Origin of the sequence: uncultured Polaribacter sp. (assembly GCF_947501385.1) — a bacterium.
Classification (GTDB): domain Bacteria; phylum Bacteroidota; class Bacteroidia; order Flavobacteriales; family Flavobacteriaceae; genus Polaribacter.
Map to the genome: position 1 here is coordinate 230,460 of NZ_CANMVP010000001.1, position 20,840 is coordinate 251,299.

Annotated in this window: 14 protein-coding genes; 8 read left to right on the forward strand and 6 right to left on the reverse strand. The window is 35.1% G+C overall.

From position 1 onward, the window contains the following. Positions 1–73 precede the first annotated feature (73 nt). From Q0998_RS00830 to Q0998_RS00840, 4 genes are all read right to left on the reverse strand, one after another. On the reverse strand, positions 74–667 hold the full coding sequence (locus Q0998_RS00830) for a gluconate 2-dehydrogenase subunit 3 family protein (RefSeq protein ID WP_299664874.1): 594 nt from the start codon (positions 665–667) through the stop codon (positions 74–76). A gap of 5 nt (positions 668–672) precedes the next feature. Continuing rightward, positions 673–2,382, reverse strand: coding sequence for a GMC family oxidoreductase (locus Q0998_RS00835; protein WP_299664877.1), 1,710 nt, complete (start codon positions 2,380–2,382; stop codon positions 673–675). 618 nt (positions 2,383–3,000) lie between these two features. Continuing rightward, positions 3,001–3,102: an ATP-binding protein gene (locus Q0998_RS19370; protein WP_366943584.1), complete on the reverse strand. Its 102-nt coding sequence runs from the start codon at positions 3,100–3,102 to the stop codon at positions 3,001–3,003. A gap of 373 nt (positions 3,103–3,475) precedes the next feature. Further along, positions 3,476–4,201 (reverse strand): GntR family transcriptional regulator, encoded by a 726-nt coding sequence (locus Q0998_RS00840; protein WP_299664880.1) that lies wholly within the window; start codon positions 4,199–4,201, stop codon positions 3,476–3,478. A 159-nt stretch (positions 4,202–4,360) separates the two neighbouring features. Here Q0998_RS00840 and Q0998_RS00845 point away from each other — a divergent pair, with 159 nt between their 5' ends. The 8 genes from Q0998_RS00845 to Q0998_RS00880 all read left to right on the forward strand — a co-directional run bounded on the left by Q0998_RS00845 (position 4,361) and on the right by Q0998_RS00880 (position 18,301). Next, positions 4,361–7,621, forward strand: coding sequence for a SusC/RagA family TonB-linked outer membrane protein (locus tag Q0998_RS00845; RefSeq protein WP_299664883.1), 3,261 nt, complete (start codon positions 4,361–4,363; stop codon positions 7,619–7,621). Positions 7,622–7,637: 16 nt separating this feature from the next. Beyond that, positions 7,638–9,095: a RagB/SusD family nutrient uptake outer membrane protein gene (locus Q0998_RS00850; protein WP_299664886.1), complete on the forward strand. Its 1,458-nt coding sequence runs from the start codon at positions 7,638–7,640 to the stop codon at positions 9,093–9,095. A gap of 109 nt (positions 9,096–9,204) precedes the next feature. Further along, on the forward strand, positions 9,205–10,434 hold the full coding sequence (locus Q0998_RS00855; RefSeq protein ID WP_299664889.1) for a sialidase family protein: 1,230 nt from the start codon (positions 9,205–9,207) through the stop codon (positions 10,432–10,434). Between the two features lie 45 nt (positions 10,435–10,479). Then, positions 10,480–11,988 (forward strand): PKD domain-containing protein, encoded by a 1,509-nt coding sequence (locus tag Q0998_RS00860; RefSeq protein ID WP_299664891.1) that lies wholly within the window; start codon positions 10,480–10,482, stop codon positions 11,986–11,988. Between the two features lie 69 nt (positions 11,989–12,057). Further along, positions 12,058–13,005, forward strand: coding sequence for a dihydrodipicolinate synthase family protein (locus Q0998_RS00865; RefSeq protein WP_299664893.1), 948 nt, complete (start codon positions 12,058–12,060; stop codon positions 13,003–13,005). A gap of 15 nt (positions 13,006–13,020) precedes the next feature. Beyond that, complete coding sequence (locus tag Q0998_RS00870; protein WP_299664896.1) at positions 13,021–13,944, forward strand: dihydrodipicolinate synthase family protein; 924 nt, start codon at positions 13,021–13,023, stop codon at positions 13,942–13,944. Further along, positions 13,922–16,573 carry a sodium/solute symporter gene (locus tag Q0998_RS00875; RefSeq protein ID WP_299664899.1) on the forward strand — a complete coding sequence of 884 codons (2,652 nt, stop codon included), beginning with the start codon at positions 13,922–13,924 and terminating at the stop codon, positions 16,571–16,573. Before Q0998_RS00870 ends, Q0998_RS00875 begins: the two co-directional genes overlap by 23 nt. A gap of 45 nt (positions 16,574–16,618) precedes the next feature. Further along, positions 16,619–18,301 carry a sialidase family protein gene (locus tag Q0998_RS00880; protein ID WP_299664901.1) on the forward strand — a complete coding sequence of 561 codons (1,683 nt, stop codon included), beginning with the start codon at positions 16,619–16,621 and terminating at the stop codon, positions 18,299–18,301. 51 nt (positions 18,302–18,352) lie between these two features. Here the strand turns inward: Q0998_RS00880 and Q0998_RS00885 are convergent, their stop codons facing one another. After that, a complete protein-coding gene (locus tag Q0998_RS00885; protein ID WP_299664904.1) occupies positions 18,353–19,402 on the reverse strand; it encodes a glycoside hydrolase family 43 protein in 1,050 nt (349 codons plus the stop codon). A gap of 12 nt (positions 19,403–19,414) precedes the next feature. Then, positions 19,415–20,833: an MFS transporter gene (locus tag Q0998_RS00890; protein WP_299664907.1), complete on the reverse strand. Its 1,419-nt coding sequence runs from the start codon at positions 20,831–20,833 to the stop codon at positions 19,415–19,417. Between the last annotated feature and the right edge of the window lie 7 nt (positions 20,834–20,840).

A 20,840-nucleotide genomic window follows, 5' to 3' on the forward strand; every position in this document is an offset into this window, starting at 1 on the left:
TATTTGATGACTTTTAGTTTTAATAAATAAAATTGATTTTACTTACTTTTCTGGTATTAAAATTAGCAATTATCTATAAAGACCATGCTCTACCTCCAGTAACATCTTCTACCAATACACATCCCATTTGAATGCTCGGGATTGGATCGTATGCCAATATATTTTTACCTACCTGCTCGCTTGTTTTATAAGCCCAAATGGTATATTTTCTTATAACTTGTAATGCTTTTAAAATAATGCTATCTTCTTTATCCTTTAAAAATAATATTAGCTGATTCCTATCCGCTTTCAAATATTTGGATAATAGATTGTCATAATCTTTAGAGTTTAATTCTGAAACCTCTCTTTTAAATACATTCAAAGCCATCATAATTGAAGCTAAACCCAATTTGAATTCTTCTTTTTCTCTTTTATCATAAGCCTTATAAACATACAAATCTATAAACTCAGGGACATTTACATCCAAAGCACCTGGAAGATTTTCTGTTTTAGGTAAGATAATATCAACCAAATTTTTTAAAATAATACCTTCCTCTATAGTTAGAAAAGTAGGATTCCATACGCTAGTTTTCGTATTGCAGCTATGTAATATACTTAATGCAGATGGAACTGCAATAACATACCCGACTGATAAACCCAAACTTTTAAGCACCTCTCTTCTTTTCATAGTATTTATTGTTTTTTTAGTTGCTGGGCAGCATAATTTGCAGCCCTAGCCGTTAGTGCCATATATGTTAACGATGGATTGGTGCACCCTGATGATGCCATACAAGCACCATCAGTAACATAGACATTCGGGACACTGTGTATTTGATTGTTTTTATTCAATATCGATGTTTTTGGGTCGCGTCCCATACGGGCGGTTCCCATTTCGTGTATTCCTATGCCAGGCGCATTTAATTTGTTACGTATCTTAATATCTGTGCATCCCGCTTTTTCTAGCATTTCAACAGCCTGTTCTATAATATCCTCTCGCATAGCCAGTTCGTTTTCTTTCCATTCAGCATCAAATGTAATCGTTGGCAATCCCCATTCATCAAGCTTATCATAATCAAGTGTCATTTTATTATTATGGTTTGGTAAACATTCTCCAAAACCACCAAAAATCATACGCCAAGATCCTGGTTCTAGTATTTTTTCTTTTAATTCCTTGCCATATGCCAACTCTGCAATAGGCTCATCATAACCATTTCTGTTTGCTTTACCTTGGTAACCATACCCTCTTAGAAACTTCTTCGTTTCAGTTTTCTTATCTCCTAAATTTCTAAATCTGGGAATATAAATACCACCAGGACCTATTCCTTTATAGTATTTATCGTCAAACCCTGAAATTTTTCCAGAAGCACCTGCACCCAAATGATGATCCATAATATTATGCCCTAACTCGAGAGAATCGTTACCTAATCCATTAGGGAACCTTTTAGATTTAGACTGTAATAATATAGACGCTGTCGCCATAGATGAAGCACAGCAAAAAATAACTTTTGCATTAAAAACATATTTCTCTTTTGTTTCGGCATCAATAACCCTAACACCAATTGCTTTTTTTAAAGTATCATCATATATAATTTCATAAACAATAGAATTAGGACGCATCGTCATATTACCTGTTCGCTCTGCTGCAGGCAAAGTACTGGAGTTACTACTGAAGTACCCCCCGAAAGGACATCCTCGAATACATCTGTTTCTAAATTGACACCTGCTTCTGCCTTCATGTTCTTTATCACCAGTAATATGAGCCAATCTACTGTGTGTCAATATCCGATCGTCATAATTTTTAGCAATACTGTCCTGAAGGTGGCTTTCAACACAATTGAATTCCATAGGTGGCGAAAATACCCCGTCAGGAAATTGAGGAAGACCTAGATTTTTACCAGAAACGCCAATATAAGATTCTACATAACTATACCAGGGAGCAATATCTTTATAACGGATAGGCCAATCTACACCGTGACCATCTTTTTTGTTAGCTTCAAAATCAAGATCACTTAACCTATAGCTATGTCTGCCCCACATAATGGAACGACCACCAACGTGATAACCACGTATCCAGTCGAAGCGTTTGGTTTCGTTATATGGGTGTTTTAAATCATTAACAAACCAATGTTTACTTTCGCGTCTTGTAGTGTAACCAGTCCGTTTTTGTTTATATTGTTTTTTTTTATCTTCTAATGTATTTTCACCTCGTAATTCAGTCTCCCATGGATCTACATACATAGTTGGATAATCTTTTATATGCTTAACCATTCTACCCCGCTCCAACACTAAGGTTTTAAGTCCCTTTTCACACAATTCCTTGGCGGCCCATCCTCCTGAAATACCAGTACCAATTACAATGGCATCATACACTTTAGAATTCTCTTGTTTTTTTTCCTTATTCACTATCCTTAATGTTTTAGTCTTTAATATGGAACTAAAATCAAAAAAAACACAATATAACTCTACAACAAAACCCCAGATTAATACAACTAACCTTCAACTTATAAGTCTGTACACTTGTAATTGATTATATATCATTAAAAAAGAAGGCCTTACACAACTTTAGCTATGTGCTATTAAAAAACAATTGTATTGAATTCATTAGAAACAAATCACTTCAATGGTAGTTAAAAATTAGAAAGAATAGCTTTGCTAATAGCTTTTTGTTGAAATTTACAAAGTTATGTGAATCTCTACTTAACATCAACTGCTTCATATGATTTCTGTGACACTTTTTTTGACTCTTAAAAAGTGCCATAAAATGCCTAATAATTTTGAAAATTTTTTGGGTCTGCGCAAAAATAATAGAGGTGAAATCTCAATGAAATTTCAGGTTTTATAATCTTCTAAGAGATTTTGCAAAAAATCTAATATTACTTTTTGTATACCCGAAGAAACTTACAATTGCTATAATTTCTATTTATCAATAGTTGTTGTAGAAATATTGCAATATAATATGGGTGTAATTTCATTTATAGAATTTTGTAATGCAGAACATTTTGCATTATTAAAAGCAACTCCTTAAATATTATTAGCATCATCTACACCCAAAATAAGAGTACCACCAGATGCATTTGAAAAAGCACAAATTTCTTCTATAACTTCTTTTGTTTCATTTGGGATTCTTACTTTAAATTAAAGGTTAAAGCCTTCCCTATGATTTAGAAGTAATTTTATTTGGTTGATATTTAACGTAAATTATTTGGTAGTTGCTATTCACAAATCTATTAAAATTATTTAGTTTTAGACTTACACTGTAATTTTATCAGTGGTAAGTCGGGTGCGTCTTTACTTTCTTTTGTCTAAATTTTCCTTATCAAAAGCTACTAAGCTAAATAGTTCTCGCATACATAGATGCAAACGAATACCAGCTTTTTCTTCTAATCGGATGATATGCTTTTTAAAGTGTCTTATCTGCTCTTTTGTGCCTTAATACTTTTGCTTTCTACTTGTTCTTTTCTAAGAGTTTTTTAATAATCCATACATTTAAAATATGCTAATCTTCAATTGTACTTTGATTTCTGAGAAAAATTCCTAAAACAGCATAAGGATTAAAATGATCATGCATTTTTTGCCTAAATTCTTCTATAGTTCCATTTTCTAGGCATTGGACTAATTCTAAATGATTTACTTTTTTTACAGGAATATTTTTTAAATTCGTATTCGCCTCAAGATTAAGAACATAATCGAACACAACTTTTAGGTATTTTTGAAAACCACAAAGCGTTCGGTTCTTAGTGATTTTGTAAAGGTAAGAATGAAAATCAATTTCATAATCTATTTTAGTTTGTTCTTTATTTTCATTAGATTCATAAGAAACAATCATTTTATAAAGAAAATCTATTTCTTCTTTGGTAACATTTCGGAATAAAGCATCTGCCATGCCAATTTCTAGCATTATCCTTAATTCAAAAAGTTCGTGCAAAGTATCCTTACTCATTACTGTGGGATCTAAAACACGTTCAAGAGCAGGAAAAATATCAAAATTTAATAATTGAATCCCTTTTTTCTTATTTGAAGAAATTAAACCTAGCATCCGAAACCTACTTAATGCTTCTCGAACAACATTTCTACTAACATTCATACTAGTGGCTAGTTCATTTTCTGTTGGCAAAGTATCTCCTGGTTTAAACCCTTTCTCTCTAATAAAAGAACGCAAATTATTTTCTACTTGATCTACCATACTTTCTTTAAGAACGGGTTTGATTTTGACTTTATCCATATTGAACAGTTATTTAGGCCTAATTAATTTTAATTATATAATAAAAAAAAACAAAGTTAACTATTTTCTTTGTTAAATTAAAATATATTAATACATTAGCATAATAATATTGTAGGACAATATAATTTTATAATTAAGTTTAACTAAATTCTTATAATAATGAGATATAAGCTACTCATATTAATACTACTAGTATGCCAAATCGATGGATATGGGCAAACTAAAAAAAATGTTACCGGAACTGTATATGATGATAAGGGCACTCCGCTTCCTGGAGTAAGTATTATTGTTAAAGGAAATTCGATAGGAACTACCACAGACTTTGATGGAAAATATTCTATAAATGTTGAAAATTCAGACACGCTATTGTTTTCATATTTGGGATATATTACTTCTGAGATTTCTGTAAATGAAAAAAAAATAATAAATGTTACAATGCAGATCGACTCGCAACAATTAGATGAGATTGTAGTTGTAGGTTATGGCACGCAATCAAGAAATCTGGTAAGTAGTTCCATTTCTAAAGTTAAAACAGAACAAATAAAAGAAAATCCCTCAATAAATGCGATTCAATCCTTGCAAGGTAGGGTTGCTGGTTTAACAATACTACCAACATCTGGACAACCTGGAGAGGCTGCTACCGTTTTCTTGCGTGGTGGAACGCAACCTGATTCTAATAGCGGCAACAATTCGCCATTATATATTGTTGACGGGGTATTTAGAAATAGTTTGGACGGCTTAAATTCGTTGGATATAGAATCTATACAAGTTTTAAAAGACGCAGCATCAACCACTATTTACGGTGCTAGAGCAGCGAACGGTGTTATTTTAGTGACTACTAAGTCAGGAAAACGAAATAGCAAAGGGCAGTTTACTGTAAACTATAAATCAGGTGTAGCAAAACAAATTGAACAATATCCATTTACAAGCGCAGCGGATTATATTAAGGTCTCAAGAATAGCTGGGGAAAAAGGTATCAATCTGGGAAGTCCTGGAGCAAGACTCGACAATACAGCTTTTGGATATTCAACACAAAGAATAACAAAACGAGGTCAATATGGTTTCACAAGAAACACGTTAACTTTCTTAGATGATTTAATTGGTGTTGAAGGTCAAGCATACGTTTCAGACCTATTAGAAAACCAAGGTTTTCAAACACTTGTGGATCCAGTTACTAATAAAACATTAATTTTTAAAGATAATAATTATAATGACGTCCTCTTTAACTCTGCGCAGTTAAATGATTTAAGTATAGGCGCCAATGGTGGTAGCGAAACTGGGAGTTACAACATTAGTTTAGGCTATATCGATCAGGAAGGAACAATTTTAGGTACAGGCTTTAATAGGTTCACTGGTTTATTTAATGGTAGTTTTGATGTTAGAAAGAACTTAACGCTAAATGGAGGAGTTAACTTTAGCTATCAGGAAGATGAATCTGCGATAAGCGACAGAAATACAATTAACAGATCCTCAAGACTGCCTCATACGCTTCGATTGCTAAATGATGATGGCACACCAGCCTTAGGTGAAAGTACAAGCTCGCCAAGAAATAGATTACACGAATTATATTACAGGGATTTTGATAGAAAAAGGTATTTGACAACCCTTAATTTAGGAGCTACCTGGAGAATTTTTGAAGGCTTTTCATTCGAACCTTCTGTGTCGTTTTTTCGAGACGATCGTACATTAAACTTTTTTGAAAGAGCATCTCCCGAAATTCCGACCAGAAGCGCACAAAGAGACGAGTTTGGGTTCAATCAATTATTACTGAATGGAGTCTTTAAGTATAACAAAAGTTTTGGAGACAACAATTTTGATTTTTTATTTGGTATCAACTACACAAAAGAAAGAACAGAATTTATCTCAGGAGAAGGATCGAATGCACCAACGGATATTATCATTACCCTAAACGCCTCAGCTACTGAATTCGAAAGAGTAACGAGTAATATTTTTGAAAATAAGCTTTTTAGTAATTTCGGAAGAATTCGTTATGATTATCAAGGTAAATATCTTTTAGAAGCCAGTTACAGAAATGATGGAGCCTCCCAATTTGCACCAAACAATAAATTCGCCTTTTTTCCTGCTTTCTCTGCTGGCTGGAATATTCATAAAGAAGATTTTTGGGAATTCGAAACTGTTAACAAGTTAAAATTAAGAGGAAGTTGGGGACAAGCAGGGTCATTGGCTGGCTTACAAATACAAGATACCCAAGGTGAATTTGGTACAAGATCCTATAATTTTCAGGGTGGTGCTTTATTATCAAGACTTTCCAATACAGGATTAAAGTGGGAAACTACAAGCACATTAGATGTTGGTTTAGATATGGCTTTTTTTAATAACAGAGTAAATGTACTTATTGACTTTTACAGGAAGCTAACGGAAGACCGTTTGGTAAGCCGACTAATTCCACAGCAGACTGGGTTCAACTCTATTAGAGATAATTTTGGCAGTCTAAGCAATACGGGATTCGAAATTGAATTAGGGGCCGATATCGTAAAAACACAAAATTTCAAATGGCATACCGATTTTAATTTTGCATATAACCAAACTTTAGTTGAAGAGCTCCCAGAAAATGGAAGAGACAAGAATAGGATTCTTGGAGGAGTAGTTTATAATCCCGAGGGTGGCGAAATAGAAGTTGGAGGATTGGCAGAAGGTGAAAGACCCTATGGAATTTGGGCATTTGATTTAATAGGTGTTTATGCTACTGATGCAGATGCTGCCAATGCCCCTGTTGACACTTTTGTTTCTGGGTCCAAAGTTGGAGTACCGAAAAATGGAGGTGATGCTATTTGGAGAGATGTCAATAATGATAACATCATTGACGAAAAAGATTTAGTTTTTGTAGGGTACGAAACCCCAGATATTACTGGCGGGTTCGTTAATAACTTTAATTATAAAGGTTTGAATTTACGAATAGCTATGGACTATGCACTGGGGCATGTTATTTCAAATGGATGGAGAGCCAGGGCAAATGCAAACGCACGTAACAATGTGATGACCTTGACCGATGTGCTACGGGATGATTTCTGGCAGAACCAAGGAGACATAGCCAAATATCCAAGGTATGACAACGCCTCCGATTTTGATAATGGCTATAGAAATCATATTAGAGGTCTGTTAGGGACTTCCAATTCCAATATCGGAAATAGAGTCGGTGGCGGCACCGACAGCACGCTGTACATGGAAGACGGGGATTTCCTTGCCTTTAGAGAGGTGAGTTTGAGTTACGATTTCAACGTAAAAGACAGTAGATTGGACACATTAGGATTGTCAGGTTTAAATTTGAGTTTAAGTGCTTATAATCTAGGTTATTTAACTAAATATGATGGTTTGACTCCAGAGGTTTATGATATTGTTGATGAAGGGATTTATCCTAGACCATTTCAGATTATTGTAGGCTTAAATGTGACTTTTTAATTTAAAAAAAAACAAAATGAAAACTATTCGTATAAAATTAATTTTAGGCTTTTTATGTATTCTAAGCGCCCAATCATGTATTGAAGATTTTATAGAGGTAGAAATACCATCAAGAATAACACAAGGTAATTTTCCTGTGGCTGAAGAAGATTTTAAGGCCATCTTAACAGGTCTTTACGATGCCAATAGAGATCAATATAACACAACGCTTTTTGGAGAAGACCGAAGTGATTCCTTTGATGTGGGTATTATTGGAACAGTATCAGATTCTTGGGCACAGAACCTTAACGGAGGTAATGGGCTGAACTGGAGGGTATACTACAACCTGATAAACAATATCAATTTAATCATTAGCGGGTCGGAAAATGCCGAATTCAATAGTTCAGCTTCTAAAGGACAAATACTTGGAGAGGCCTATTTTCTTAGAGCATTTATGTACTTTCAAATGATTAGAGTTTGGGGTGATGTGCCGTTGATTTTAGAGCCCGTTGACCAAAACACTCCTGTAGTCGGCAGATCGCCCGTTTCAGAAGTCATGGCTCAAATCTTTGAAGATTTGGACAATTCAATAGAAAGTTTTCCTAGCGATGGGTTCAATAATACAAAATACGCTGCTAGTAGACCAGCGACCTATGCGCTTTTAGCAGATTCTAAGATGTGGAACGGAAAAGTATTGGGCGGCGGTGCATCAGATTTTCAAGATGCGATTGCAGCTATCGATAAAATTTCTGGTGTAAGTCTCTTGAGTGATTTTGAGGATGTTTTCAATACAAAACTCAACAGCGAAGTTATATTCTCAATCTTCTTTGATTTCAATGAGCAACATGGAATGTATGCGAGCAGAGTGTCTCCTTCTGGCGTTACAATAGACAGGGTTTTAAATCCTGACGTGCCTTCCTCAACTAGTTTTAATGCTCGTGCAAATTACAGACCAAGTGATAATATTATTAATCTATATACAAATTCTTCTGACCAAAGACTGGATAAGAGCATTATCCCGATCTTGGTGGCAGACGGCCCTGATCCTGGATCTGAGCCTGACATAGAATCTTATGCTCAAAATAAATTCAAAGGAACCAATGCAAACAATGATACTTTTTATGATAATGACATTATTGTATATCGTTGGGCAGATATGTTATTATTAAGAGCAGAGGCAAAGGCTGCATTAAATCAAATACCTGAGGCAGTTGCCGATTTAAATTTAGTGAGACAGAGAGCAGGTACGGGTCTTTACAATGGTCCTTTGGACAAGAATACAATTGAACGAGAAATCTTGGATGAGAGAGGCCGTGAGTTGTTTTTAGAGCTCAAACGGTATTGGGACTTGGTACGTTTTGATGCTGGTGGAACCATCAATATCTACAACCAAGTTCCCAATCTCCAGGGCTCAAACATTCCGTTACTATGGCCTGTAAATGACAACTTGATTGCAGAGAACGATCTTATAGAACAAACGCCTGGTTATGACTAGAATTTATATAAATATCAGATGCTTTCAACTCACTGAAAACGACACAAGTAATCAAGAAAAATTTCTTAATTCTTGTTTAAATTAAAATAATTTCTTTAACCTTTTTTATATGATACTTATTTATATCAACACGTTAATAAACAATAGGATTCAAAATTATTCTATTTGGATGCTGCTACTTTTAACATCCCTTACTGTTAGCTGTTCTGACGATCCGGGAGGTAGCCCTGTGGTTGACCCGCCAGAAGATCCTGACGCTTTAGAATATCCAGGAAGCAATGGCTTGAACTATCTTTTTAGCAGGAATCAAGAAGGCTACGCATACTATAGAATACCAGCACTCTTGAGAGTGGATGAAAAAACGCTTCTAGCATTTGCCGAGGGAAGAAAAGAAGGCGGAGGAGACTCTGGCAATATAGATTTGGTTGTAAGAAGATCAGAGGATAATGGATTCACCTGGAGTAAGAATATCATCATTTGGGACGATGGAGGAAACACTTGTGGTAACCCCTCACCAATTTATGACAAAGTCACGGGTGAGATTATCCTGTTATCTACATGGAACGCAGGAGAAGATACTATAAGCACAATCATCAGAGGAACAGGTGTTGACACGAGAAGACCCTATGTTATAAAATCTACAGATAAAGGTGTAACCTGGAGCAACCCTGTAGAAATCACAGCTTCTGTAAAACGAGCAAATTGGAGATGGTATGCCACTGGTCCCGGATCTGGGATACAGATACGTAAAGGCCCTTATAAAGACAGGCTTATTGTAGGCTGTAATTTTATAAACAGCGACCGGGTTGGATCCTCACATATTATATATTCTGATGATCATGGTGAAAATTGGGCTATCGGCGGGGTAGATCCCGAGTTTGGCTCCAATGAATGCGAAGCAGCAGAATTATCAAATAATGATATCATGTTAAATAGCAGAAACGGTTCCCAAACTGAGAAAAGAAGAAGGATTTGCATAAGTAATGATGGAGGATTGACCTTACAGAACAAAGGTCTGGATAATGCACTTATTAGCCCAAGAGTACAGGCTAGCCTGCATAGGTACAGTTTTGTCGGAGATGATTATGATAAAAACATCCTGTTGTTCTCCAATCCTGCAGATTTGAATGACCGTAAGGATATGACAATCAAATTAAGCGAAGATGATGGGGACACCTGGACAAGATCTTTAAGATTGAACGGTGGGTTTGCCGCATATTCCGATTTGGAGAATTACCAGAATGGACATGTCGCAATTCTGTACGAAGCTGGAGATACTCCTGCTGATCGTTATCAAGGTATTTCGTTCGAAACTATATCACTTGATAAAATTGACTAAAACAAAAAAACACTTATTTATTATAAATTTCAAATACTAAAACCAATGAAAAATAAAATATTTATTATGGCAAGTGCATTGTTAATGAGTTTTTTCTACGCCTGCGATGAGGATGACATACAAAAGTCAAATATTGGGGTAGATTTCAAAGCAGACACTCAAAATATCAGTGCCAACGAAGAAGTTAGTTACACCGATTTATCTATTGGTGATATCTCCAAATGGGATTGGACTTTTGAGGGAGGTACTCCCCCAACTTCAAATCTTCAAAGTCCCACAATCACCTATGAAGCTCCTGGCAGTTACAACGTTACGTTAAAAGTTGGGAATTCTGTACAGTCTGAGACCCTGACAAAAGAATCATTCATTACGGTAAGCGCATCGGAAGTGGTTGCAGATTTTAGTGCAAGTGATGTAAGTGCGATACAAAACGAAAATGTTGTTTTCACAGATTTGTCTACAGGGTCTCCCACCTCGTGGAATTGGGAATTTATTCCTAAAAATGGCAGTACCATAACCTCTACAGAACAAAACCCTGTTATAGCCTTTAGTGAGGCGACCGTTTATTCTGTTAGACTAACGGCCTCAAATCAGGATAATTCTGACGAGGTGGTAAAGGCAGACTTCATAAATGTAATTGATGTCACCTCTATTGATGCCAGCTTCCAAACCTCAGCAAAAAACACATATACTAGTAATACAGTTACTTTCACAGATACTTCCGTGGGTACTTCTACAAATTGGAGTTGGACTTTTGAGGGAGGAACACCAGCAACATCTAATCTACAAAATCCAACAGTAGTGTATGAGACACCAGGAAAATATAGGGTATCTTTTACGGCATCGAATACTACTAATTCTTCAGAAATTGTAGAAGAAGATTTTATAACTGTGATTCCAGGAGATGATCTGGCAGGATATTTTCCGTTAGATGGCAATGCCAATGATTTTGGGCCGAATAGTATAGACCATAATGTTATGGGTACAGTAAATTTTACAGGTACCGACCGTCATATGAATGAAAACGGCACTGCAGTTTTTGATGGTTCTGGCCATATCTCTATTACAGATAATGATGCGATGAATTTTGGTACAGACAATTTTACAATCGGCGTCTGGTTTAAAACAAACAACACCTCTAGAATGATGGTCTATCAAGAAAGCGGTAAGAACGGAGGAGGCGACAATCAGGCTTGGTTCCGTTTGAATGACAATACGGACAGCCGAGTAGCAAGAGCCGCTGTCGAAGACCCAACAGGTGGAGCCATATTGAACATACCGCTCAGTGCACTGTCAGGAATACTTACAGATGACAAATGGCACTTTGCCACATTTGTCCGTGAAGGCGACGACTCTAGACTGTATATTGATGGATCGCTCATAGGGGCCAGAACTGGAGCATTTAAAGATGTTTCTAACGAACAGAATTTCAGTTTAGGAGCCCAAGCCTCCGGAGACAACTTCTCAAACTATTATATGGGAGAACTGGATGATTTGATGCTTTACCGGAGAGCACTCTCGGAGACAGAAGTTTCAGAATTATTCAATTTATAGTAGTAGTTGTGGCAGATCTGGAAAAAGCATTAAAACCTGCATTTAATTAACCTCTGGTTTAAAACATATATGAATTCATTAAAAAAGTTCAATGAAATCAAGGGAAATTGGGCAACACTCATTTTACCTATAAATATTGATGGAAGTATAGATTATGGTCTTTTAGGTACAGAGATAGATGTAATAATATCCATGGGAGTAGATGGGATCTATTCCCATGGTTCTGCAGGAGAATTCTATAATATCACAGAAGATGAGTTTGATAGATGTACAGATTTATTGGCAAATAAGTGCCAGTCGGCAAATATGAATTTCCAGATTGGAGTAAGTCATATGAGTCCAATAATTTCATTGGAAAGGTTACAGAGAATCAGATATTACAAGCCAAGCGCAGTACAGGTGATTTTACCTGATTGGTTTGTGCCAACTTTAGATGAAAGTATTAATTTTTTAAAAAGGATGGAGGAAATTTCTGATAATTTAGGTATGATTTTATACAACCCACCTCATGCGAAGAAAGTCTGGAGTTTAGAAGATCTAGCGTTCATGAAAAAAATGATTCCGAGCTTAATTGGGGTAAAAGTAGCAGGAGGAAATTTGGAATGGTACACTAAAATGACTCAACTCATTGCAAAAGACTTATCCGTTTTTATTCCTGGTCATCATTTGGCTACAGGAATAAAAAATGGGGCTCATGGTGCATATTCCAATATGGCTTGTTTAAATCCCAAGGCTGCACAAAAGTGGTACAATTTAACTCAAACCGATATGGAGAGTGCTCTTGCACTAGAACAACGTATTCAAGTATTTATGAGCACATATATTGCACCCTTAATTGAAAAGGACAACTATTCCAATATGGCTATGGACAAGTTATTAGTTCAAATTGGAAATTGGATAGATTTTAAACCAAAGCTACGTTGGCCGTACAAAAGTGTTGATTCTAAACTAGCGGAAGAATTAAGACCACATGCAAAAAAAATAATTCCAGAATTTTTCGTAAAAATAAATAAATAAATAAATATATACAATATGATGAAAATAGATATACATGGATTAATTGCCGCTGGATTTAGTCCATTTGATATAGATGGAAACCTAAATCTAAAGCCAATTCAAAAATTAGTAGACCAATTAATTGAAGATGGTATTTCTGGATTCTATTTGATGGGAAGTACGGGAGAAGGACTTTCATTGGCTTTACAAGATCGAAAACTAATTACAGAACGATATATAAAGGCTATAAATCATAGAGTTCCAGTAATTGTTAATGTAAGTCATACCAGTTATGAAGTGAGCAGGAATTTAATACACCATGCCGTAAGGATGGGCGCAGATGCGGTATCAGCTACTTTGACAAGTTATTATCCTATAAGCACTATTGACCAATTGATTTATGGAATTGAAAAAATTTCTGAATGTCAAGATAAAATTCCATTTATCTATTATCATATTCCTAGTAAAACAGGTTTGAATTTCAATATGCTTTCATTTTTAGATCAACTGGATGGGCGGTTACCTCAATTAGGAGGGATAAAATATACGGCCGGCACAATTGATGATTTTATGCTATGTAGGCAAAAATACGGTGATCGATATAAGATGTATTTCGGAGTCGACGAATTGTTTTTACCTGCATTGGCCTTAGGTGTGGATTCATTTATGGGCAGTACCTATAATTTTATGCTTCCTCTTTACCAATTACTATTAGAAAACTACGACAAAAACGAAAAAGAACAAGCATTACATTACTATCATCAAATAGTGCTAATCATAAAGACCTTCTTAAAATATGACGGACTTGCAGCACAAAAGGCAATAATGAGAATGGCGGGCCATGATTTTGGACCTCCAAGATCCCCTGTCATTCCCTTAACTTCCAAAGAATATAAGACCTTAGAAGCAGCATTACAAAAAATAAATTACTTTGATCATGCCATTTTATCTAAAGTGTAAGCCTTTAAAAGGTTTTTTCTTGTCCATACTGCTTTGTGTTGCATTATTTTCTTGTGAAACACCTGAAAAACAAGCTGTTCCTGAATTGGATGTAGCTACAAGTATTTTACCCAGATTGCCCTCTGCACCTCATACAGACAAATCGGTGGGTTATGCGGGTATGATGGGAGGTATAGATAATGGTGTTATAATTGCAGCAGGCGGCGCCAACTTTCCATATACTGTTCCTTGGCAAGGAGGGAAAAAAAAATGGTATCGTTCTATTTTTATTTTTGAAAAAGGAACTTGGCGGATTTCGAATACAGAACTGCCAATTCCTTTGGCCTACGGTGCATCTGTTCAAACGCAGGAAGGAATTTTAGTCATTGGTGGTAATAATTCTGTTGAAACCTCCGATAGGGTTTTCTTGTTGAACTATAATCCAATTAGTCAGGAAGTCGACCTTGAAGATTTCCCTTCCCTTCCCCAACCAATGGCTCATATGTCTGCTATGGTAGAAGACAATAAAGTGTATGTCATTGGAGGTACCGATGGGAACATTTCATATAATACTGTATATGTAATGGACTTGAAGTTGAAGCAGGATTGGAAAAGATTACCCGATTTTCCTGGATTGCCACGTAGTTTTCATAGTACCGCAATCCAAGAAACTTCTTTTGGTCGAAAATTATTTGTTTTCGGAGGCAGAAATCAGGCAAATGGCCAAATATCGCAATTACATAATACCTATATCTCTTATGATCTTGTCAACAAAGAGTGGAACGCTCCAAAACCAATTCTTGTAGATAATAGTAAGAGGGTTATTATGGGAGCTGCCACTGAAGCAAAAGGGTCAATGAATATATTGTTATATGGAGGGGACGATGGGAAGCTGTTTTCCGCCCTTGAAAAATTAAATCAAAACATATACAATGAATCAAATGATTCTATAAAAATAAAACTAATACAGAAGAAAAATAAAATTCTAAGCGAGCATTCAGGTTTTGAAAATGATTTGATAAGCTTTAATACAATTACGGAAAAATTTACTAGTTATCATGCAATTGTGGACACTATACCCGTAACTGCGCTGTCTTTTCAAGAAAATGATTTTTTCTATATCATTTCCGGTGAAATCGCACCAGGAGTGAGAACCCCGACCTCAAAAAAAATATTTATAGAACAATTAAAAAATTCATTCGGATGGCTTAATTATAGTGTATTGACATTGTATTTATTAGTCACTTTATTAATTGGTCTTTATTTCTCAAAAAAACAGCATTCTACAAAAGATTATTTTACAGGTAGTGGCAGGGTTCCTTGGTGGGCGGCAGGAATAAGTGTCTTCGGAACTTTATTAAGTGCGCTTACTTTTATGGCGGTGCCTGCAAAATCATTTTTAACAGATTGGTCTTATTTCACAATAAATATGACTGCAATTTTAATTGTTCCAGTCATAACATTTTTATTTATACCGTATTTTAATAGAATTAAAATCACAACCGCTTATGAGTTTTTAGAATATCGTTTTAATTATTTAGCTAGATTCATAGGTAGTTTGTCTTTTATTTTATTTCAAATAGGAAGAATTGGAGTTGTTCTGTTATTACCCTCTCTTGCCATCTCTATAGTTACAGGCATACCTGTAGAAATATGCGTTCTTATTATGGGTGTTTTATGCATAATATATACAACTTTTGGTGGTATTGAAGCAGTTATTTGGACAGATGTTTTACAGGTCGTCGTTCTTTTAGGCGGAAGTATTCTTGCGTTATTTTGGCTTTTTAATCAGACAGAAATTTCTATTCCAGAAGCCTATCAAATAGCGGTAGATAATAATAAAGTCAATATTGCCAATATGGATCTGAATTTCACAAAATCCACATTCTGGGTAGTTTTATTAGGAGGTCTTGCCTCGGCTTTGATTACTCAAGGAACTGATCAAACCGTAGTGCAACGTTATTTGACAAGTAATACCGTGAAAGATGCACAAAAGACCTCCTATATAAATGCGGCCCTCACTTTGCCTGCCACAATAATTTTTTTTAGTCTCGGTACCTTACTGTTTATTTTTTACTCCAGTTTTCCAGAGCGGCTAATTCCTAATGTTTCAAACAATGATTCTATTTTTCCATGGTATATTGTTAATGAGTTGCCGAATGGCGTCTCAGGTTTATTGATTGCTGCTGTTTTCTCAGCCGCCATGTCAAGTATCAGCAGCAGTTTGAATTCTGTATCAACCGCTTTTTGTAACGATTTCTACAAACATTTTAAGCCTAAAACCTCTGACATCCAATTGTTAAAAACAGCGAGGGTTACCACAGTTGTCATAGGGGTTTTAGGAATACTACTGGCATTATGGATGTCAGTATCTGACATAAAATCGCTTTGGGATCAATTTTTGTTATTTATCGGTCTTCTTACAGCTGGTTTAGGTGGTATGTTTCTACTGGGTATTGTTACAAAAAAAGCCAATGCTCTAGGTACTTTGTTAGGAGTTCTATTAAGTACATTGTTTTTAATTTATATTAGTATTTATACCAATATACATATCTTGCTCTACTCTTTTATAGGACTTATGTCTTGTTTTATAAGTGGCTATGTTTTTAGTATACTCTTTAACAGAAAAACATCCAGTAACTATCGTTAGATTATAGAGAATTCAATATCTGTTTAAATGATTAAAAAATAAATTATGTTTAAAAAAGCAACCTTATTAATTATCTGTTTCGTAATAAGCAATTCAACATTTTTTGCACAGGGGAAACAAATAATAGTTGACCAGACACAATACCAATACCCTGTTTTAAAAATGAAAGAATTTAATCATATACTTCGATTAAATATAAAAAAGACGGACACTTTAAGTAAAACAGTTCTTAAAGCAATTGTTATCAATACAAAAGGCACAACTAATCTTAAAGATATAGAAAATATATCACTTTATTATCATCCTTCTGGAGCTGAGCTTCTAAATGACAGGAAAATACTATTTGCCTGTACAACCAAAATAGATGCACAGGTAAAGCTTGAAGGAAGTATGGAATTGACAAGTGATAATAATTATTTCTGGATATCATACAAGTTAAAAGATGATGCAAACCTTTTAAATCAAATTGGTGGATTTTGTGAGAAGATAATTACAAATAATGGTAATGTAAAAGCAAAACCACTTTTGGATGTTAAAAAACTTCGCATAGGTGTCGCTTTGAGGGAGCATGGGGAAGAAAACGTAGACACCTATAGAATCCCCGCTCTAGTAACTACTAACAAAGGAACATTAATAGCCGCTTTTGAAGCCCGCAGAAACAGTGCAAGAGATTTACAGGGAGATAATGACATCGCTATAAGCAGAAGTACTGATGGAGGAGAGACTTGGGGTCCGACCCAGATTATTCTAGATATGGGAGAGTGGGGAGGCTTGCCTGAAAAATTCAATGGATTCAGCGACGCATCCCTCTTGGTGGACGAGGTAAATGGGACTATTTTCGCACCAGGAATCTGGATGCACGGAGTTATAGACAAAAATGGTACTTGGATAGAAAACCTTACTGAAGAAAGTAAGGATTGGAATCATCAGTGGAAAAACAAAGGATCGCAACCTGGATTCGGAGTTAAGGAAACCACTCAATATATGATGGCAAAGAGTACTGATGATGGCAAAACTTGGAGCGATCCTATTAATCTTACGAAGATGTTAAAGAAAAAAGAATGGTGGTTGTTTTCGGCAACACCAGGCAATGGAATAACGCTGAAGGATGGAACACTTGTATTACCTGCCCAAGGAAGGGACAAGAATGGAGTTCCCTTCTCCTGTATTATTTATAGTAAGGACAGAGGAACAACTTGGAAAACTAGTAATCCTGCTTATAATAACACTACGGAATGCTCAGTAGTTCAGCTGGAAGACGGCTCTTTAATGTTGAACATGCGAGATAATAGAAACCGAAAAAAAACTAGAACAAACGGGAGGGCCATAGCAGTTACCTATGATTTAGGAGAGTCTTGGATTATGCATTCTACTTCTCACAGTGCTCTAATTGAACCCGTCTGTATGGCCTCTTTATACAAGCATCACTATACTTTGAATGGAGTTCAAAAATCCGTCTTGTTGTTTTCTAATCCAAACACCAAAGAAGGCAGGTACGATTTGACTATCAAAGCTAGTTTCGACAATGGTAAAACCTGGCCAAAAAAATATTGGCTATTATTGGATGAAGGCTACGGAAGGGGCTACTCCAGTCTTACAAGTATCGACGAAAACAATATAGGTATTCTCTATGAAGGCAGTCAAGCAGATATGACCTTTCAAAAAATTTCTTTTAGCTCTTTTCTAGAAAAAGCTATTAAAAATAAAACTACTAACAAAAATAATTAAATCTGATGACATAACTATCTCGCAAGATTGTAAGTATTTAACGATATTATTTTAGAAGCTACTAATTTTATTATAGGGCTGTAACGTCTTTATACGACCATCTTCTGAATGAGTAATTTCAGCGACTTTTATAGAACGTAAATGGGTTACTCCTTTTGACAAGCTAGAATCATGATAAAATAAATACCATTTATCTTCTACTTTACAAACAGAATGATGAGAAGTCCAACCCACAACTGGTTCTAAAATTCGTCCTGTGTATGTAAATGGTCCGTAAGGATTATCGCCAATAGCATAACAAATAAAGTGTGAATCTCCTGTTGAATATGAAAAATAATATTTTCCATTGTGTTTATGCAACCAAGCAGCTTCAAAAAAACGGCGATCAATATCTCCTGCTAATAATAAATCGCCATTTTCATCAACGATTTTTATTTCTTTTGGTTTTTCATCCAACTCTAATAGATCATCTGTCATTTTAGCTACATAAGGCAATAAAGCTACTTCGTTATCTTCTGGAATAAATGCGGTAGGACTATCTGGTTGATTTGCATTAAATTCTCCTGTTCTCCAACGCTGTAATTGCCCTCCCCAAAGACCACCAAAATACATATAATAAGAACCATCATCGTCTTTAAATACTGCTGGATCTATAGAAAAACTTCCTTTGATTGGTTTTGGTTCTGCTTTAAAAGGACCTGTTGGAGAGTCGCTTATAGCAACGCCAATTCTAAAAATATCATCGTATCCTTTTGCAGGGAAAAATAAATAAAACTTCCCATCTTTTTCATTTGCATCTGGTGCCCACATTTGTTGTTTTGCCCAAGGCACATCATCTATATGTAAAGCCAAACCATTATCTATAGCAGGACTATCTATACTATCCATAGAAATTACGTGATAATCTTCCATTGCAAAATGACTTCCTAAATCATCAAAAGCTTCTCCAGCATCTACATCATGAGAAGGATAAATATATATTTTTCCATTAAAAATATGTGCAGAAGGATCTGCTGTGTAAATATGTGTTACTAAAGGTTGTGAGATTGCTTTTTTATCAAGCTCATCGAAATCAATATGATTTATATTATCTTCTGGCATTATTTTTTTATTTTAATTAAGTCTTCTTTGGGTTAATTCTTTTTCAATACGTAGCTCCATTTTTTTATCAATTTCGTAAAAATACAACAGTGCTATACCCATTAAGAACGGGATGGCTGCATAAACACTAATCAACAACTTAGTGCCTATTATTGCAGATTCATTTTGTATTTCTAACTGCGAATCGTAACCATAAAAACCTAAAATAGAAGATACTAAAGCACTACCAATACTTATACCTCCTTTCAGACCCACCATCATTGCAGAGAATATAATTGCCGTGGCTCTTCTGTTTGTTTTCCATTCAGAAAAATCAGCAACGTCAGCTATCATTGTCCAAAGGATCGGTGTACTGATACCGTAAAAAAACATATGTAAAAGCTGACTTACAAATATCAAGCCTATGGCTTCTGGCGGATAAAAATAAAACGCAATAATAAATAATGTCGATATAAATAATGAAGCTCCAAATACATTTCGTTTGCCGTATTTATCTGCCAATTTTTTGGATAGTATAATACCAATTAAACCCACTAAAATTCCACCACCATTAAAAACACCTAAACCAAAAGAAGTCTCATTTTCGAACGTTGGTAAAATAGATCTAAAAGGATCTAAAAAAGTTTTTAATTTTTCTGGATTTACATAATTTTCAAAATAATACACATAAGAACCTCCCTTCATTGCCAATGTAACGAAGACTAAAGTTGTAAGAGAAAGCATAATAACCCATGGTTTATTTTTAAATAAATCTGATAAATCTTCTTTTAAACTTGATTTTTGTTCTGGTTTTGGCACTACTCGTTCTTTGGTAGTGAAGTACGTGATTAAAAGCATAATTGTACCAATAATGGCTAAATATGTCATTACATTTTCCATGCCAGCAGCTTTATTGCCATCACCAGCTTTTAATATTAAATCGTACATAAAAACTTGTACAAAAAACTGTGCACCTAAAACACCTATAAAACGATATGCAGATAAGCTATTACGCTCTTTCATATCACCTGTAATTACGCCACTTAATGCAGAATATGGTAAATTATTTGCAGAATATAACAATAGCAATAATGTGTAAGTTACCACTGCATAAATTACTTTTCCTTTATAATCAAAGTCTGGTGTGCTAAATGCTAATAAAGCCGTAATTCCTAAAGGAATGGCTGTCCAAAGAATCCAAGGTCTAAACTTACCTGCTTTTGTATTGGTTCTGTCTGCTAATGCACCAACTACAGGATTAAATGCGAAAGCAGCTATTAAACCAACAGTTAATGTTACTATTGCTGCATCTTCTGGTTTTAACCCATAGATATCTGTGTAAAAATAAGATAGATAAGTAACCAAAGTTTGAAAGACTAAATTTGCAGCTAAATCCCCCAAAGCATAACCAACTTTTTCTTTTACTGATAATTTCTGTGAACTATTCGTCATAATTTTA